Origin of the sequence: Pontivivens nitratireducens (assembly GCF_014235845.1) — a bacterium.
GTDB lineage: Bacteria > Pseudomonadota > Alphaproteobacteria > Rhodobacterales > Rhodobacteraceae > Pontivivens > Pontivivens nitratireducens.
In genome coordinates, this window is the sequence record NZ_JACJUQ010000006.1 from 211,135 (window position 1) to 227,871 (window position 16,737).

The window sequence follows — 16,737 nt, forward strand, 5'->3', positions numbered from 1 at the left end:
AACTGCACCTTGATTCCTCTGTAGTGTGGTAACGTGACATTGCGGCGGCGCACGTACATTCAGCGCCCGATGACCTATTCTCTGAAAATCGCACATCAGGAAGTACTATCGCCTGAATTTTCAGTCATAAGAAGTACATTTGCCTGACAGATTTCTACAAATAAGTAGATTTGGCCGTAATAATTCTGCAATATTTTTCAAGGGCCAGAAAAACAAAAACCGCTGCTGACCTTTGCATAGCTTTGCCCTGATCGGTAAAGGATCAGCCGGGATAGCGTAGGAGAGATTCCTGATGCCGTCGAAACTAGTAGTCGGGCTGGATGGCCATGCGTCGGGGGAGCGTGCACTCGCCCATGGCATGCGACTGGCCGAGTTGATCGGAACATGTGAGCTTCTGGTCGTATATGTGATCGAATGGTCACCGTTTTCGTTCCAGACAGCCGAGGAGAACGCCCAGCGGCACAAACGTCGTGAGGAGGAGATCGCAATGGCAAAGAGCCGTGTCGTCGATCCCGCCGTGCAGAGGGTCAAATCCGCCAATATCGAAAGCCGGGGCATCGTCAAACACGGTGACGTGGCGCAGATCCTCAATACCGTTTGCGAAGCTGAGGGGGCGGAGCAGATCATCGTCGCGCGATCGTCCGAGGGCGGCTTTGCGAAGCGGTTCTTCGGCTCGTCTACCTCCAACCTCGTGATGAATGCCACCGTGCCCGTTACGGTCGTCAATTAAGGAATCGGACCATGAAACTCTTTCCAACGCTGCTGGCGCTGTCCGCGACGGCGACCGCGGCCTCCGCGCAGGAGGCGATGTCCCTGGACGAACGGGTGAACGAGGTGTTCGCGAACGTCACCGGTCCTTTCGTCAACCTGATCTTCGCCCCGCTGCCCGGAACGGCATTTCCGTGGATCGTGCTGTGGCTGGTTGTCGCGGCGTCGATCTTCACCGTTTATTTCGGTTTCGTGCAGTTCAGGTTCTTCGGCCATGCGATCCGACTGGTGAAGGGCGATTATTCCGATCCTGACGATGCGGGTGAGGTCAGCCACTTCCAGGCGCTGGCGACGGCGCTGTCGGGCACCGTCGGGCTGGGCAACATCGCGGGTGTCGCGGTGGCCGTGGGCATCGGCGGGCCGGGGGCGACATTCTGGATGATCCTTGCGGGTCTGCTGGGCATGGCGTCCAAGTTCACCGAATGTACGCTGGGCGTGAAGTACCGCAACGAATACCCTGACGGGACAGTCTCGGGCGGGCCGATGTACTATATCCAGAAGGGGTTCAACGAGCTTGGCCTGCCGGGGGGCAAGATCCTGGCCGTCCTGTTCTCGATCTTCTGTATTCTGGGCGCACTGGGCGGTGGCAACATGTTCCAGGCCAATCAGGCACATGCGCAGATTTCGGGGATCGTCGGGGCCTATCCGGGATGGATTACCGGCGTGATCTTCGCGGTTGTGGTGTTTGCCGTCATCATCGGCGGTATCAAATCCATCGCCCATGTGACGGAGAAGATCGTGCCGTTCATGGGCATCCTGTATGTCGGTGCGGCGCTGATCATCCTGCTGGCCAACTTCGATCAGATCGGGTGGGCATTCGGTCAAATCTTCGCCGGGGCCTTTACCGGGCTGGGTGTTGCGGGTGGTCTGGTTGGCGCGTTGATCCAGGGGTTCAAGCGGGCAGCATTCTCGAACGAGGCGGGCGTCGGCTCGGCCGCGATCGCGCACTCCGCCGTAAAGACGAAGGAGCCGATCACCGAAGGGTTCGTGTCCCTGCTGGAACCGCTGATTGATACGGTCGTGATCTGCACCATGACGGCACTGGTCATCACCATTTCCGGCCAGTTGATTGTGGACGAAGCGACGGGTCGTTTCGTGCTGAACGAAGCAGGCACCGCGATCGCGACAATTGGCGATACCAGCGGCGTGGCGCTGACCTCGGCGGCATTCGGCACCGGTATCAGCTGGTTCCCGTATGTCCTGGCCATCGCGGTGGTGCTGTTCGCATTCTCCACCATGATCTCCTGGTCGTATTACGGTCTGAAGGCGTGGACCTATCTGTTCGGAGAGGGCAAGACGACCGAGATCGTGTTCAAGGTGATCTTCTGCATCTTCATCGTGATCGGTGCGGCGGCCAGCCTTGGCCCGGTCATCGACTTCTCGGATGCGGCGATCTTCTCGATGGCGGTGGTGAACATCTTCTGCCTGTACTTCCTGATGAAGCTGGTGCGCAAGGAATTGCGGTCCTATTCCTCGCGGCTGTCCGCAGGTGAGATCAAGGTGTACAAGAACTGATCGCGCGGGGGCGTCACGCGGCGCCCCTGCATATTGCTCGAAACGGTCACGTGCTGGGGTCAGCGCGTGACCGTTTCCTTTTTCAGCCTGCGGGGGGCGTCGGGATCGTGGCCGCGCGCGCGGGCCGCCTGCTCGATGCTCAGGTAAAGCGAGGGCAGCGCCAGCAAGGGATCCAGTATCGGATGCAGGGGCGCCGTCGTGATGCGCAGCGGCTTGATGCCATGCGTGGCGAGAGCGTCCAGCGGGCCATCCATGCCCGGACCCTCGCCTATCGCGATCACCGCCGCTTCGGGGCCGATGGCGGCGACAGGGCCGTGCAGGGATTCCGCCGCGCTGAGCGCAAGCGCCGGCATGGCACAGCATTCTGCGGCCTTCAGCGCCAGTTCGCGGGCGATGCCCAGACCGGGCCCGCGCCCCAGAACCACCGCCCAGGGGGCTTCGGCCAGTGCTTCGGAAATCCGGTCACAGGCCATCAAGCCATGCGTCAGGCGGTCGGGGGCCGCATCCAGTGCGGCGTGCAGGACCGCGTCCTCACGCCATTCGGCCAACAGGCGCAACCCGGCGAGGACGGTGTTCACATAGCTCTTGGTCGCGGCCACCGCGCGTTCGGGGCCGGCTTGCAGGTCGATGGTGTGATCGCAGGCATTCGCCAGCGGACTGTCGGGCGTGTTGGTCATGGCGACTGTCATCGCGCCACCGGCGCGCAGGGCACCCGACAGGGCGATGATATCCTCGCTCGCCCCCGATTGACTGAACGCCAGCGCCGCCAGTCCCGCGACGTTCAGTTTCGCCCCGTGGATCGAGGCGACCGATGGCCCCATCGAAGCAACCGGCAGGCCCGCGCCGATTTCAACTGCGTATTTCCATACATTCGCCGCATGGTCCGACGATCCGCGTGCGACCGTTATCAGGGCGGGGGGTGCGAGCAGGCGCAGGCGTGCAGCCACCTGCGCGATGGCTGGGCGTGAATCTTCCAGCCGCGCGGCGGCTTGCGGAATCTCCAGCGTTTCGGTTCGCATCAGGTCAGTCATGATCGCACCATACCCGAAATACCGCCCGTTCCACCAAGCGCGCTGACAGCGGAGGCCCCGATCCGATTGCCTGCGGCAAGGCAGTCGGACGTGGGACGCCCTGCCAACCAGGAATCCAGAAATCCCGCATTGAACGCATCGCCGGCGCCGGTGGCATCCTCGACACGGACGGGGGTGGTGGGAACGTGCAGATCTGTGTCACCGAACCGCGCCCTTGCCCCGTTCGCCCCACATTTGATGATCGTCAGGGGGGCCGCGTCAAGCATTCCGGCTGCATCCAGCATCGCGGCCTCTTCTTCGTTGGGCAGGAAGATATCGACCGACCCGATCAAAGGGCCTGCGTCGGGAGGCAGGGTATCCTCCCAGCCGCAATCGAGCGAGATGGTGATCCCCTCGGCCCGCGCGGCGGCGATCAGGTCGGGATGTTCCAGAAGGGTGCGCAATTCGCCTATATGCAGGTGGCTTGCGCCATCGAAGGACAGGGTATCGGGCAGGGCGCGCCCGGTACGGCGGGTGACGAAGGCACGATCCCCATCCATCGGCAGGGCGACGGTGATCTGCGGATCGGTGCCATCGGGGGCAGGCGCACACCCGGACGCGCCGACCCCGGCCCTGGCGATCTGGTCGCGCACGGTGTCTTCGAACGGGGCGGCGGGCAGAGTGGCGACGAGGTCAGCATTCCGCCCCAGCGCGGCCAGCCAGGCGGCGGTGATGAACGCGCCGCCCCCGGCGTGCAGGCTCAACCCCTCGGCAAAGATCTCCTGCCCCATTGCGGGCAGACGACCGGTGCCGGAGAAGACCAGATCGCAGTAGAGCCTGCCGGCGCAGACCACGTTACGGTGGGTGTCGCGGGCATCCTTCACCGGATTGCCAACCCGCTGGCGCGATCGAAGATATGCAGATCCGCAATGTCCGCGTCCAAATGAACCTGCTCCCCGACCAAGGGGGGCGTGCGGCCTGAGGCCTTGGCGATCATCTCCCCGGCTGGGGTATCGACGTAAATCAAGGTCTCGGGGCCGAGCGGTTCGGTCACCGCCACGGTGCCGGTCAGCAGCCCGTCACCCCCGACCGGACGCAGGTCGTCGGGGCGGATGCCCAGCGTCACCGGCCCCTGGGTCGCAGCCTTCGCGATGGAGGCGCCGCCGGGCAGGACGATGCCGGACGCGGTGGCATCGGCCGAAATCATGTTCATCGAGGGCGCGCCGATAAAGCGCGCGACGAAGGTGTTGGCGGGGTTGCGATAGACATCCTCGGGCGTGCCGACCTGCTGGATGTGGCCATCCTTCATGATGACGATCCGGTCGGCCATGGTCATCGCCTCCACCTGATCGTGGGTCACGAACACGATGGTGGAGCCGACACGCTGGTGCAGCTTCTTGATCTCCAGCCGCATCTGCGTGCGCAACTGGGCGTCCAGATTGGACAGAGGCTCGTCGAACAGGAACAGGGCCGGATCGCGGACCATCGCGCGCCCGATGGCGACGCGCTGACGCTGACCACCGGACAGGGCGGCGGGCTTACGCTCCAGATATTCGGTCATTTCCAGAAAGTCCGCGACCTCCTCCACCCGTTTGGCCTTGTCGGCCTTGGGCATCTTCGAGGACCGCAGCCCGAATGCGATGTTCTTGCGTACGCTCATATGCGGGTAGATCGCGTAGTTCTGAAACACCATCGCGATGTCACGTTCCTTGGGCTCCAGGTTGTTGACGACACGCCCGTCGATGCGGATTTCACCGCCCGAGATTTCCTCCAACCCCGCGATCATGCGCAGGGTGGTGGACTTGCCGCAGCCCGACGGCCCGACGAAGACGATGAATTCGCCGTCGGTCACGGTCAGGTCGATGCCGTGCAGGACCTCCGTATTGCCATAGCGCTTGACGAGGTTGTGCAGGGAAAGTTCAGCCATGGGTCAGGACTCCTGAAGGGCGGAGAAAGCGGTGTCGAGGGCGGCCGAAGCCTCCTCGCGCCGCGTGATGCGTCGGGTCTGCGCGGTTTGCAGGTGATCCAGAGTGCCGGTGTAGGTCGTCAGGGCGGCGGCCAGCGCCGCAGGTGCCGGACCGCCGGGCCGGTCGCGCCGCGCGACGAAGGTTTCGGGCGACACCGTGATCTCGAACTCCCGCGGGTCGAGCATGGTATCGCGCCCGGTGATCTGCGTGAAACCGGCACGAAAGGCATCGTACCCCTCACCCAGTGGCCTGCCCGCCGCGATGACGGCGCGGGCCGTGATGGCCGCGACCTCATGCGCCTGACGGAAGGTCAGGTTCTCGTCGCGCACCAGCGTGTCGGCCAGTTCGGTGATGGTGACGCAGGCGGCGTCCATGTTCCGCCGCACCCGGTCCGCATTGATCGTGCAGGCGGGCAGGAACGCGGTGAGCAGGTCCAGCATCCGGCCCCCGCTTTCGAATGCGGCATACCCGGCCTGCTGCACCTCCCCCTCAGAGTCGTTCATGTCGGTGAAGGGGGTGTTGCGCATGGTGTCGACCATCACGTCACACCGCCCGGCGGTCACGGCGGCGAGGTGGCGCATATGCTCGATGGGCACCGGATTGCGTTTCTGCGGCATGATGGAGCTGATCTGCACAAGGGAGCCGGGAACCGACAGTTGCCCCACCTCGAACGCGGACCAGAACGCCATGTCCTGCACCACGCGGCCCAGATGCACGAAGGGCAGCTTCATCGCGGAATAAAGCCCCGTGATATAATCGACGGAGGCGATGCAGCCATAGGAGTTAAGCAGCGGTTCCTCGAACCCCAACAGCGTCGCCACACGCGCCCGGTCGATGGGAAAGCCCGTTGTCGTGATCGCTGCCGCACCCATCGGGCACAGGTCTAGGGGGGCTATCGCGGCGCTCAGCCGTTCCGCATCGCGCAGCACCACCTCCACCATCGCGGCCAGATAATGACCGAAGGTGGACGGTTGCGCCGGTTGACCGTGGGTATAGGCGACGATGGGGGTCTGCGCCTCACGCCGGGCCGTGTCGATCAGGGCGGAGGCAAGGGTCAGAAGCTGGGCCACCATCCCCTCCGCTCGCCAGCGCAGCGCCATCTTGAACAGGGTGTGGTCCATATCGTTGCGCGACCGGGCAGTGTGCAGCGCGCCGCCCAGATCGCCCAGACGGGCGCGTAGCTCTGCCTCGACCAGGAAGAACCAATCCTCATGCTCCCCGGTATAGGTCAGCGCGTCACGGTCCGTTTCCACCTCGATGGCGGTCAGGGCTGTGGCGATCTTGGCTGCGTCCTGTGCGTTCAAAATGCCGGTTTCATGCAGCATCACCAGATGGGCGCGGTTGATCGCGTCCATATCGGCGGCGTGATTGGTCTTCACCCCCTCGAACAGGGGGGCGAGGACCGTATCCTTGTAAACGGGGTGCGGGAATTTTTGCAGATCGACACTCATCCCTTCAGCCCCGCCATGACAACGCCGCGAATGATGAACCGTTGGAAGATCAGGAACACCACCAATGTGGGAATGGTCGAGATCGCGGCCCCGGTCATGATCAGCTCCCACGCCACATCCGCCTCATCCCCGAACCCGGCGAGGCCGACGGGCAGCGTGTACATGTCGGTGGAGTTGGTTACGATCAGCGGCCACAGGAATGCCGTCCAGTTGCCGAGGAAGACGAAGATCGCCAGTGCCGCCAGTGCCGGGCGCACCAACGGCATCGCCACGCTCCACCAGATCTGGAACTCGTTCAGGCCGTCGATGCGCGCCGCCTCGATGAAGTCATCCGGCACGCTTTCGAAGAACTGCTTCATCAGGAAAACACCGAACGCGGTCATCAGACCGGGGAACATGATGCCCCAGTAAGTGTCGAGCCAGCCGAAGCTTTGCGACATCAGATACCACGGGATCACCAGCATCTCCGTCGGGATCATCAGGGTGGACAGGATCGCGATGAATACCAGCGTGCGGCCCGGAAACTTGAACTTGCACAAGGTGTAGCCGACCAGACTGTCAAAGAACAAAGCGGAGATCGTGGTCAGCGTCGCCACGATCATCGAATTGACGAACCACCAGTAAAACCGGCCATCCTCCAGCACGTAGATGTAGTTCTCGAGCGTCGGTTCCTCGGGGATGAGGTTGACGTTATAGACCTCCCACGGCCATTTCAGCGAGGTCGAGATCATGTAGGCGATGGGCATCACCATCAGAATGCCGCCGCCGAACAGCAGCAGCCAGCGGATGATCTGCCCCATGTTGCGCGGTTTGCGCGGGGCCTTGGTGTCGAGGGTTGCCGCCGTCGTCGGCCGGATATCTGTCGCGGTCATCGGTCGGCCCTCAGCAGCCAGAGTTGGATCAGGCTGACGATCAGCAGGATGGTGAACAGCACCACCGTCTGCGCCGCGGCATAGCCCATGTCGAAGGAGTTGAACGCGGTGTCATAGATCATCAGCACCAACGGTTTGGTGGAGTTCAGCGGCCCGCCGGGATTGTTCGTCGTCATGTTGAACACATGGTCGAAGATCCGCAGGAACCCGATGGAGGAAAACACCACAATGAACACAATCGTCGGGCGCAGCAGCGGCAACGTGATTTCCCACAGCACGGTCCACCACGACACGCCGTCGATGCGCGCGGCCTCGTAATAGCTTTGCGGGATGGATCGCAGCCCGGCCATGAAGATGATGATCTGAAATCCCAGCCCGGCCCAGACCGCCGGCGCCAGAACGGCCGGCAAGGCATTGGTGGTGGAGTTCAGGAACGCGATCTGCTCGATCCCCACGCTGGCGAGCATATTGTTGAACAGACCGATGGGCACGCCCTGATAGAACCAGCGCCACACCCAGGCCATCGCCACGGCGGAGGTCATGAAAGGCAGGAAATACAGCATCCTGATGAATGAATGCCCGAACCGCAGCTTGTCCAGATGATAGGCGACCACGAAGCTGATCAGCAGGCTGACCGGCGTGCCGATGATCAGATACAGGAACGTGTTGGCGAAGACCTTCCAGAACACGGGGTCGTTCACCAGCTTCACGTAATTGTCCAACCCGGTCCAGGTCCGCGATCCCAGCAGGTTCCAGTCCTGGAACGAAATCAGGACGGCGTTGCCGGTCGGATAGAAGCGGATCACGGTATAGAACAGTACCGGCACGGCCAGGAAAATCCAGGCCCAGACGATCTGCTTCTGACGGATGGTCAGGTCGCGGTAACGGAACATTGGGGACGCTTTCGGTTATATTGAGCAAGGCGGCCCTCGAAAAGGCCGCCTTGCAGACTACGCTGACACATTAGTCGGCGTAGTATTCGTCGAGGATGGCCTGCTCGGCTGCGGCCGCCTCGGACAGGCTTTCGCCCGCGTCCTGTCCACCGATGTTAATGCGGCTGACCATATCCACAAGTACCTGACGTTGGCTACTTTCATTCGCGAACGTTGTGGTGTGCGCATATTCCAGACCACGGATGAAGGGGCCGAAGACCTCATCGTTGACGTTCTCATCGGTCATGCCGACCGATGGTTTCGCGGGCAGTTCGCCTACCACGTCCAGCCAAAGCTGCATCGCGTCGTCCGAGGTGATGAACTGCATGAACTTGACGGCGGCGTCGAATTTCTCACCCTCGGCCTTGGTGGTGATGGCGTTCACCCAGTACGAGGAATAGTTCGATTGCGTGCCGTCCGGACCGGCCGGAAGCTCCGTCACGCCCCAGCGCAACCCGCGCTGATCTGCCAGCGATCCGACGCGGAACGAGCCGTCGATATGCATCGCAGCGCGGCCTGCCCTGAAGGCGGCCTGCGGCTCATCCATGAAGCCCTCGACCGTCACGCCATGTTCGGACTGAAGCCCCGTGTAGTAATCGAGCGCGGCCCGGCCCGCTTCCGTATCGTAATTCACCGTCCGGTAATCGTCGAGATAGGGTTCCCCGCCGAACTGGCGGATCAGAACCTCGCGGAACCAGTGGTGATCCTGCGCCGTCATGCCGGTGGTAAAGCCGACCTGCGTGATGTTGCCTGCGCCGTCCCGCTCCGTCGTGGCCTTTGCGACCTCGACCAGCTCCTCCAGCGTGGTCGGCGGCTCGACCCCGGCATCCTCAAGAATCCGCTCGTTGTAGAACAGGGCGAGGGAGCGTACGGCGGTGGGCAGGGCGTAATACTGGCCGTCCTTCTTCATCGCGCCGACCATGGGGAAGAATTCCGCGTCGATCACGGCGGGATCGAAGGCGTCGGTGGGCAGGGGCTGGATCAGGCTCGCCTCGATGTAGTCGTTCAGCCAGCCATAGAACAACTGCACCACATCCGGCCCTTCGCCCGCCGGAATCGCGGCGGCGACCTTCGTGCGATAATCGGCATAGGGGAAATGCGTCATGGTGACGGTGATGTCGGGGTTTTCCTCCTCGAACGACGCGATGAGCTGCTCCATCGCCTCGACCCGCGCGTCGAAGAAGTACTGCCAGTATTCGATTTCGACATCCGCCGAGGCGGCACCCGGCAGAAGTGCGGCAGTGGCTGCTCCTGCAAGTATAAAGGACTTGAGTTTATTTCGCATTTTCTGCGTCTCCCTGTTGTGCGGCCGCCGCCCTGGGGCGTGGCAGATAGCGTCGATACCCGCGCTGAGGAAAGCTTGGATCAATTCAGTTGAATAATCAACCCGGTTGATTTAATCCGGATGCATGAAGCTGGAAACCGATCAGACAGGTGCGAATGGCGAACGGGCCCGGGTCCATAACCGGCAGCTGGTTCTGGGGCGTATTCTGGCCGCCGGAACGATGGGCCGTGCCCAGATCGCGCGGGCATCGGGGCTAAGCACGCAAGCGGTCAGCAAGATCATCGCGACGTTGGAACAGGACGGTCTGTTGCAGCAGCAGGGCACCCGGTCTGCCGGTCGCGGTCTGCCGGCCGTGCTCTATGCCGTGAATCCCGAGGGTGGCTATGCGCTGGGCTTCGAGGTGCGCCCGAACGTCATTCTGGGCGCATTGCTGAACCTCAAGGGCACCCGGATCGCCACCTTGCGGGAACCTGTGGACGCGGCGACCCCACAGGAGGCCGCCGCAATCATCGTGACGATGCGCGACCGGATGATCGCCGAAGCCGCCATCGACCCCGCGCGCATCATGGGGGCAGGGGTCGCTTTGCCCGGCCCGTTCGGGCGCACCGGGTTGAGCGCGGAGGCAAGTGCCCTGCCCGGATGGGAGGGCACCGACCCGATTTCGCTCATCGGTGGCGCGCTGAACCTGCCGATCACGGTGGAAAACGATGCGAATGCCGCTGCGGTTGCCGAACGGATCAACGGCATGGCCGAGGGGTTCGGAACCTATGGCTACCTGTATTTCGGGGCGGGCCTTGGCCTGGGTCTGGTCAATGACGGGCATCTGGTCACCGGTGCCTATGGCAATGCGGGTGAGATCGGGCATTTGCCCTTGGCGCATGACGGCCTGCTGCTGGAACGCGCGGTGTCCCGTCTGAGCCTGGTCGCGCGGTTGCAGGCTGCGGGCGTGGCCGCGCCCGATATAGATACGTTGAGCGCACTGGCCGCGCACAATCACCCTGTCGTGCAGGGCTGGATCGCGGATGCCGCAGCGCCGCTTGCCCGGGCGGTGCATGTTGTCGAGACGCTGTTCGATCCCGAGACGATCATTCTGGGCGGAGCGATGCCGCAAAAGATCCTCGTCGATCTGGTCGCGGCGGTCGATCTGAGTGCGGCGTCGATTTCCAACCGGGAGGGACGCGCGGTTGCCCGCCTGATCTGCGGTCGGACCGGGCGGCTGGTCGCGGCGGAGGGGGCCGCCGCACTCGTGCTCAACCGATTGTTCACGCCGCGTTTCGCCCCCGTGGCATCTGCATTGCAATAGAGGTTTTTCATGACGCCAGATCAGTCCCGCATCGCCGCCGAACGCACCGCACCGCGCATCGTCAGACTGGGACAGGCGTTGAGCGCGCTGCGCTCCGTCGTGGGGTTCATGAACACCGGGGCGCATCCCGATGACGAACATTCCGCCATGCTGGCCGCGCTGCGCTATCGTGACGGCATCGCGCTGAGCTATGCGTGCTCGACCAGGGGGGAGGGCGGACAGAACGATATCGGGCGCGAATCCGGCCCGGTTCTGGGCACCCTGCGCACAGCGGAGATGGAGCGCGCGGCCGAGGTTCTGGACATGAACCTGTACTGGTTGAGCCAGCGGCCCGGCGACATCCACGATTTCCGCTTTTCCAAGAGCGGTACGGAAACACTTGCGAAATGGGGACGCGACAGGACGTTGTCCCGGTTCGTCCATATCGTGCGGATGGAACGGCCAGACGTCATCTGCCCGACCTTTCTGGATGTGCCGGGCCAACACGGGCATCACCGGGCAATGACGGAACTGGCGCACGACGTCTTCGCGGCGGCGGCGGATCCGGGTTTCGATTGCGATTTGCCTGTCTGGGAGGTCTCCAAGATGTACCTGCCGGCCTGGTCCGGCGCGGGTCAGGCCTATGACGACGATCTGCCGCCGCCCCCCGCCAGCCTGATGGTGCAAGGGGGCGTCGATCCTCTGACCGGGTGGAGCTTCGAGCGGATTGGTCAGCAATCGCGAGCCTTTCACATGACGCAGGCCATGGGCCGTTGGGTGCCCGCAGGTGAGGAACGGGATTTCGCCCTGCATCTGGCCGCCACCCGGTTGAGCGGTGCCGACACCGCCATCACCGACAAGTTGCCACGCAGCCTGTCCGATCTGGGGGATCACGTGCAGTTGACCAAGGCCGATCAGGCCATTGCCCGGGCGTGCGACGCTTTTCCAGACGGTGCCGCGATCAGTCCGGCCACAGCCGAGGGTTTGCAGGCCGTTCGCGCAGCGCAGGAGGTCATGTCACAGGCCGAACTGGCGCGCCACGGTCATCGCTTGCAGCGGGCCGAACGGCAGTTGACCCGTGTACTGATGGAAGCCGCAGGGCTGGAGGTTCACGCCCGGGTGCACCCCGTCCTGCTGCGCCCCGGCGACACCGCCAGCGTCACAGTGGAAAAGCGCGCGGGGGATGCCGCCGTTTCCACCTCACTGATTTCAGGGAACTGGGGCAACTCGGGCGGCAATGCGCTGATCGCACCGGACAGGCTGAGCGATCCCTACCCCGATACCTGGCGGCCCGCCTGCCCCGACGCCCCCTGTATCGAGGTGCGGTTCGAAGTCGCCGGGGTCGAGGCCGTGCAGCATGTGGCGTTCGAGACGCCGCCGCGCGTCATACCCGCGGTAAGCGGTCGGGTCACCCCATCGGCCGTGCTGGTCAACCGCGCCGCGCCGCGCCAGATCGACTTGAGCGTTCGTGAAATCACGCCGCACGGTTCGGTCCCGTCATTCGACCTGCCTGCGGGGTGGGATCTGAACGACATGCGTCTGAACGTGCCCGAAGATGCCGCGCCAGGTGTGTACGAGGCCCGCCTGATGCTGGACAAGGAACCCGCCGACACCCTGACCCGGATCGAGTATCCGCACGTGGCGACGCGCACCTTTGTCGCGCCCGCGACCCTGCGCGTATGTGTGCTGGACGCGGTTTTGCCAGAGGTAAAGATCGCCTATGTCGGAGGCGGTAACGACCGTGTCGGGCATTGGATGCGTGCGATGGGACTGCATGTCGAGGAACCCGACAACGAGACCCTTCTGACGAGTCTGGACCGATTCGATACGGTGGTGATCGGTATCTTCGCCGTGCGATTCCGCAAGCTTGCCCCCGTCATGAGTCGCCTGCGAACCTGGGTCGAGCAGGGCGGCACGCTGGTCACGCTGTACCACCGGCCCTGGGACGACTGGGATCCGCAAGCCATACCGCCGCGTATGCTCGAAATTGGCGCACCCTCACTGCGATTCCGCGTCACGAATGCGGAGGCGGAGGTTGATGTTTTGCAACCGCGACACCCGCTGTTCAACACTCCGAACACGATCGAAGCCGCCGACTGGAACGGCTGGGACAAGGAACGCGGCCTGTATTTCGCCAAGGCGTGGGATGAGGCCTATACCCCTCTGGTCGCCCTGCACGACCCTGATGAGCCACCATTGCAGGGCGCATTGCTGAGCGGTGATATCGGTGACGGGCGGCACGTTCACTGCGCCTTGAACCTGCATCATCAGATGGAGGCCCTGACCACCGGCGCGTTCCGGCTGATGGCCAACATGGTGGCGAAACGCTAGATGACCCCGCCGCGCAACCTGTCCGGCGGCGCGTGGCAGCTCGCAGATATGTCGCTCAACATCTGGGCGCTGGTGATCGTGAAATCGGTTGGGCTGGACGTACCGGCGGCTCAGTTGGTCTTTCTGCGCGCGCTGACCGGGCTGGTCCTGATCCTGCCGTGGATCTGGGTCGCGCGCGATCGATTTCGCGGTTTGGACGACCTGCCGCTTCACGTGTTGCGGGTGGGGCTGTCGGCGGTGACGCTGACCGCCAGCTTCTTTGCGGTGGCGCGGCTGCCACTGGCGCTGTTCAGCGCGATCCAGTTCACGCGGCCCGTGGTAACGATGATACTGGCGACGTTCATCCTGCGCGAACTGATCCCGCGCAGGCGCTGGCTGGCGGCGGCAGCGGCGCTTGCCGGGGCGGCAATCGCCATCGGTCCCACCGGCGCGGAGTGGAGCTGGGGCCTGCCCGCCGCGGGTTTGGTCGTGTTGTCGGGAACCGGCGCGATCATCGTGACCAGACGGTTGAGCGCAGCGCCCCGTGTCGTGATGATGACGTTCTACACCGCTGGTCTGGCGGTCTGTACGGCCCCGTTCGCCATTGCCGGTTGGGTCAGCGTGCCCGCCGCGATCTGGCCGGCCCTGCTGGCCATCGGCATCTTTGCGCAGACGGCGCAATTCTGCTTTCTGGCGGCGCATTCACGGGCGGAGGCGGGATTCCTCTCCGTTCTGGGATACCTGTCGTTGCCACTGACGACGAGCATCGGATTCCTGATCTTCGGAGAGGTTCCCGAACCGCGATTCTATCTGGGCGCGGCGCTGATCCTGGGCAGCGCACTGGCCGTCGCGGCCCGTCCACGCACGTTACGGCAACGGGTATAGAGGGGCAAAGGCATGGGGCAGAGGCAAGTTCCGCTCTGCCACTGGAGGGATCGCGCGGCCCCCCGAAAGTGGAGGGGCCGCGCATCGGATCAGTATTCCACGACCGCGCGAATGGATTTGCCCTGATGCATCAGGTCGAAACCGTGGTTGATCTCATCCAGCTTCAGCTTGTGTGTGATCATCGGGTCGATTTCAATCTTTCCGTCCATGTACCAGTCCACGATCCTGGGCACATCGGTCCGGCCCCGTGCGCCGCCGAAAGCCGTGCCGCGCCATGAGCGCCCGGTGACAAGCTGGAACGGACGAGTCGAAATCTCCGCGCCTGCGGCCGCGACCCCGATGATGATCGACTCGCCCCAGCCCTTGTGCGCGGATTCCAGCGCGGTGCGCATCACGTCCGTGTTGCCGGTCGCGTCAAAGGTATAGTCCGCGCCGCCCTTGGTCAGGTTCACCAGATAGGGCACCAGATCGCCCTCGACCTCGGTCGGGTTCACGAAATCTGTCATGCCGAAGCGGGTGGCCATCTCGACCTTGGACGGGTTGATGTCCACACCGACGATTTGACCCGCACCGGCCAGTCGCAGGCCCTGAATCACGTTCAACCCGATTCCGCCCAGCCCGAAGACAATGGCGGTCGAGCCGATCTCGACCTTTGCGGTGTTGATGACCGCGCCGATGCCGGTGGTCACGCCGCAGCCGATATAGCACACCATGTCGAAGGGCGCGTCCTTGCGTATTTTCGCAGCCGCGATTTCCGGCATCACCGTGAAGTTCGAGAAGGTGGACGTGCCCATGTAGTGAAAGATCGGGTCGCCATCCAGCGTGCTGAAGCGGGAGGTCCCGTCAGGCATCAGACCCTGACCCTGCGTCGTGCGCACGGATTGGCACAGGTTCGTCTTGGGGTTCAGGCAGTATTCGCATTCGCGACATTCGGGAGTGTAGAGCGGGATCACATGGTCGCCGACCTTCAGCGAGGTGACACCGGGGCCGATCTCACGCACGATGCCTGCCCCCTCATGCCCCAGAATGGCGGGAAAGATCCCTTCTGGATCCGCGCCGGAGCGGGTGAATTCATCGGTATGGCAGATGCCGGTCGCCATGATCTCGACCAGCACCTCACCGTGGCGGGGGCCGTCTAGGTTGACCTCGGTGACTTCGAGGGGCTTGCCTGCCTGAATGGCAATGGCTGCGCGGGTTTTCATGGAACAACTCCCTGTATCCGTTTGCGACAAACTGAGCGAAATCAGACCGCTCGGCAAGGGTCGCAATCGGTACAAAGCACTGATTGGCGCGGTCGCGAGAGATGGATAAGATCGCGCCAAAGGCAGGAGGCAGCATGCAGGATGAGGCGGTGCGCACCATCAGGGCGCTGGTGATCGGGGCGATTGGCGGGGTGGCGGCATGGCTGGTGGGTTTGCCCGCACCCATGTTGATGGGACCAGCGATCAGCGTGACCATAGCTGCAGTGTCGGGTCAGCGGATGCACATGCCCGTCTGGTTGCGCGACAGTGCATTCGTCATCATTGGGATCGGTATGGGCGCAGGCGTCACGCCCGAAACGTTGCAGGCGGTGCGCACCTGGCCCGCCAGCATCGCGTTTCTGATTGTCGTCGTGGCCGCGATCCTGGTGGTCGGGGCCGCGGCGGTGGCGTGGCTGTTCGGCAAGGATTGGCGCACATCCGTTCTGGCCGCATCCCCCGGCCATCTGAGCTACGTCCTGGGCTTGGGGGTGGAGATGCGGGCCGATATCGGCTTCGTCACCGTGGTGCAGAGCCTGCGATTGCTGGCGCTGACCCTCCTCGTGCCGGTGGTGGTGGTCATGGGCGGTCAGGTCGGAACGCCCTCTCTGCCCGTGGCTCCATTGGCCCTGATCCCGCTGGCGCTGTGCATTCTGGCATCGGGCGTGAGCGGTATGATCCTGGCCCGTCTGGGCGTACCGGCGGCACTGTTGCTGGGCGGCATGTTCGTGTCGTCCTTCGCCCACGGCATCGGATTGATCCACGGCGGCGTGCCGGGATGGCTGGCCTTGCCTGCGTTCGGCGTGATGGGGACGCTGATCGGCACCCGCTTTGATGGGGCGCGCTGGGCGGTGTTGCGCGCCGCGCTGGGCGCATCGGTCGTTCTGACCAGCCTGTCGGTGGGCATCGCAATCATCGGGGCGTTCATGGTGGCGTGGCTGACCGATCTGCCCACGATGCAGGTGCTGATCGCCTTCGCCCCCGGTGGGGTGGAGACGATGGCCGCGATGGCGGTGTTGCTGGACGCGGATCCGGCCTTTGTTGCGGCGCATCATGTCTTGCGCCTGTTCGTGCTGACGGCGCTGGTGCCGCTGGCCTTGCGGTTGAGGTAAGGATGCCTCCGGCGGGGATATTTGGGGAAAGTGAAAGATGCCGTAATGGGGCTGTCGGCGAATCGAGCACGTTTCGCTTGTTTGTCAGCATGATCTGAAGTGCCGTTGCC

The 16,737-nt window shown here is 63.6% G+C and carries 14 protein-coding genes; 6 read left to right on the forward strand and 8 right to left on the reverse strand.

Annotated elements, in window-relative coordinates; genetic code table 11:
* Positions 1-292: 292 nt before the first annotated feature.
* Positions 293-730 carry a universal stress protein gene (locus H1S03_RS09400; protein WP_185804197.1) on the forward strand — a complete coding sequence of 146 codons (438 nt, stop codon included), beginning with the start codon at positions 293-295 and terminating at the stop codon, positions 728-730.
* An 11-nt stretch (positions 731-741) separates the two neighbouring features.
* Positions 742-2,283 carry an alanine/glycine:cation symporter family protein gene (locus H1S03_RS09405; protein WP_185804198.1) on the forward strand — a complete coding sequence of 514 codons (1,542 nt, stop codon included), beginning with the start codon at positions 742-744 and terminating at the stop codon, positions 2,281-2,283.
* 59 nt (positions 2,284-2,342) lie between these two features.
* On the opposite strand, the gene H1S03_RS09410 is transcribed toward H1S03_RS09405, so the two are convergent.
* The 7 genes from H1S03_RS09410 to H1S03_RS09440 all read right to left on the reverse strand — a co-directional run bounded on the left by H1S03_RS09410 (position 2,343) and on the right by H1S03_RS09440 (position 9,800).
* Positions 2,343-3,314 carry an SIS domain-containing protein gene (locus tag H1S03_RS09410; protein WP_221892656.1) on the reverse strand — a complete coding sequence of 324 codons (972 nt, stop codon included), beginning with the start codon at positions 3,312-3,314 and terminating at the stop codon, positions 2,343-2,345.
* Entirely contained in the window at positions 3,311-4,177 is an 867-nt protein-coding gene (locus H1S03_RS09415; protein ID WP_185804199.1) for a PfkB family carbohydrate kinase, read from the reverse strand. Before H1S03_RS09415 ends, H1S03_RS09410 begins: the two co-directional genes overlap by 4 nt.
* Positions 4,174-5,220 carry an ABC transporter ATP-binding protein gene (locus tag H1S03_RS09420; protein ID WP_185804200.1) on the reverse strand — a complete coding sequence of 349 codons (1,047 nt, stop codon included), beginning with the start codon at positions 5,218-5,220 and terminating at the stop codon, positions 4,174-4,176. The genes H1S03_RS09415 and H1S03_RS09420 overlap by 4 nt, the downstream gene beginning before the upstream one ends.
* A gap of 3 nt (positions 5,221-5,223) precedes the next feature.
* The gene (gene argH, locus H1S03_RS09425) at positions 5,224-6,711 is read right to left on the reverse strand and encodes an argininosuccinate lyase (protein WP_185804201.1); all 1,488 of its coding nucleotides are present in this window, start codon (positions 6,709-6,711) and stop codon (positions 5,224-5,226) included.
* Positions 6,708-7,583 carry a carbohydrate ABC transporter permease gene (locus H1S03_RS09430; RefSeq protein WP_185804202.1) on the reverse strand — a complete coding sequence of 292 codons (876 nt, stop codon included), beginning with the start codon at positions 7,581-7,583 and terminating at the stop codon, positions 6,708-6,710. Before H1S03_RS09430 ends, argH begins: the two co-directional genes overlap by 4 nt.
* The gene (locus tag H1S03_RS09435) at positions 7,580-8,476 is read right to left on the reverse strand and encodes a carbohydrate ABC transporter permease (protein ID WP_185804203.1); all 897 of its coding nucleotides are present in this window, start codon (positions 8,474-8,476) and stop codon (positions 7,580-7,582) included. The genes H1S03_RS09430 and H1S03_RS09435 overlap by 4 nt, the downstream gene beginning before the upstream one ends.
* A 70-nt stretch (positions 8,477-8,546) precedes the next feature.
* Complete coding sequence (locus H1S03_RS09440; protein ID WP_185804204.1) at positions 8,547-9,800, reverse strand: sugar ABC transporter substrate-binding protein; 1,254 nt, start codon at positions 9,798-9,800, stop codon at positions 8,547-8,549.
* 124 nt (positions 9,801-9,924) lie between these two features.
* On the opposite strand from H1S03_RS09440, the gene H1S03_RS09445 reads away from it, so the two are divergent.
* From H1S03_RS09445 to H1S03_RS09455, 3 genes are read left to right on the forward strand one after another with little or no spacing between them, the layout of a single operon-like run.
* Positions 9,925-11,103 (forward strand): ROK family transcriptional regulator, encoded by a 1,179-nt coding sequence (locus H1S03_RS09445; RefSeq protein ID WP_185804205.1) that lies wholly within the window; start codon positions 9,925-9,927, stop codon positions 11,101-11,103.
* 9 nt (positions 11,104-11,112) lie between these two features.
* On the forward strand, positions 11,113-13,413 hold the full coding sequence (locus H1S03_RS09450) for a PIG-L family deacetylase (protein ID WP_185804206.1): 2,301 nt from the start codon (positions 11,113-11,115) through the stop codon (positions 13,411-13,413).
* A complete protein-coding gene (locus H1S03_RS09455; RefSeq protein ID WP_185804207.1) occupies positions 13,414-14,277 on the forward strand; it encodes a DMT family transporter in 864 nt (287 codons plus the stop codon). It abuts the gene before it with no gap.
* Between the two features lie 89 nt (positions 14,278-14,366).
* Here H1S03_RS09455 and H1S03_RS09460 read toward each other — a convergent pair whose 3' ends face one another.
* A complete protein-coding gene (locus H1S03_RS09460; RefSeq protein ID WP_185804208.1) occupies positions 14,367-15,479 on the reverse strand; it encodes an S-(hydroxymethyl)glutathione dehydrogenase/class III alcohol dehydrogenase in 1,113 nt (370 codons plus the stop codon).
* A gap of 134 nt (positions 15,480-15,613) precedes the next feature.
* Between H1S03_RS09460 and H1S03_RS09465 the strand changes: the two genes are divergently transcribed.
* The gene (locus H1S03_RS09465; RefSeq protein WP_185804209.1) at positions 15,614-16,627 is read left to right on the forward strand and encodes an AbrB family transcriptional regulator; all 1,014 of its coding nucleotides are present in this window, start codon (positions 15,614-15,616) and stop codon (positions 16,625-16,627) included.
* Positions 16,628-16,737 lie beyond the last annotated feature (110 nt).

What these genes read in the sequence shown, in the direction of transcription:
- H1S03_RS09400 (WP_185804197.1), top strand. Translation starts at nt 293, where the DNA reads ATGCCGTCGAAACTAGTAGTCGGGCTGGATGGCCATGCGTCGGGGGAG.
- H1S03_RS09405 (WP_185804198.1), top strand. Translation starts at nt 742, where the DNA reads ATGAAACTCTTTCCAACGCTGCTGGCGCTGTCCGCGACGGCGACCGCG.
- H1S03_RS09410 (WP_221892656.1), bottom strand. Translation starts at nt 3,314, where the DNA reads ATGACTGACCTGATGCGAACCGAAACGCTGGAGATTCCGCAAGCCGCC.
- H1S03_RS09420 (WP_185804200.1), bottom strand. Translation starts at nt 5,220, where the DNA reads ATGGCTGAACTTTCCCTGCACAACCTCGTCAAGCGCTATGGCAATACG.
- argH (WP_185804201.1), bottom strand. Translation starts at nt 6,711, where the DNA reads ATGAGTGTCGATCTGCAAAAATTCCCGCACCCCGTTTACAAGGATACG.
- H1S03_RS09430 (WP_185804202.1), bottom strand. Translation starts at nt 7,583, where the DNA reads ATGACCGCGACAGATATCCGGCCGACGACGGCGGCAACCCTCGACACC.
- H1S03_RS09435 (WP_185804203.1), bottom strand. Translation starts at nt 8,476, where the DNA reads ATGTTCCGTTACCGCGACCTGACCATCCGTCAGAAGCAGATCGTCTGG.
- H1S03_RS09440 (WP_185804204.1), bottom strand. Translation starts at nt 9,800, where the DNA reads ATGCGAAATAAACTCAAGTCCTTTATACTTGCAGGAGCAGCCACTGCC.
- H1S03_RS09445 (WP_185804205.1), top strand. Translation starts at nt 9,925, where the DNA reads ATGAAGCTGGAAACCGATCAGACAGGTGCGAATGGCGAACGGGCCCGG.
- H1S03_RS09450 (WP_185804206.1), top strand. Translation starts at nt 11,113, where the DNA reads ATGACGCCAGATCAGTCCCGCATCGCCGCCGAACGCACCGCACCGCGC.
- H1S03_RS09455 (WP_185804207.1), top strand. Translation starts at nt 13,414, where the DNA reads ATGACCCCGCCGCGCAACCTGTCCGGCGGCGCGTGGCAGCTCGCAGAT.
- H1S03_RS09460 (WP_185804208.1), bottom strand. Translation starts at nt 15,479, where the DNA reads ATGAAAACCCGCGCAGCCATTGCCATTCAGGCAGGCAAGCCCCTCGAA.
- H1S03_RS09465 (WP_185804209.1), top strand. Translation starts at nt 15,614, where the DNA reads ATGCAGGATGAGGCGGTGCGCACCATCAGGGCGCTGGTGATCGGGGCG.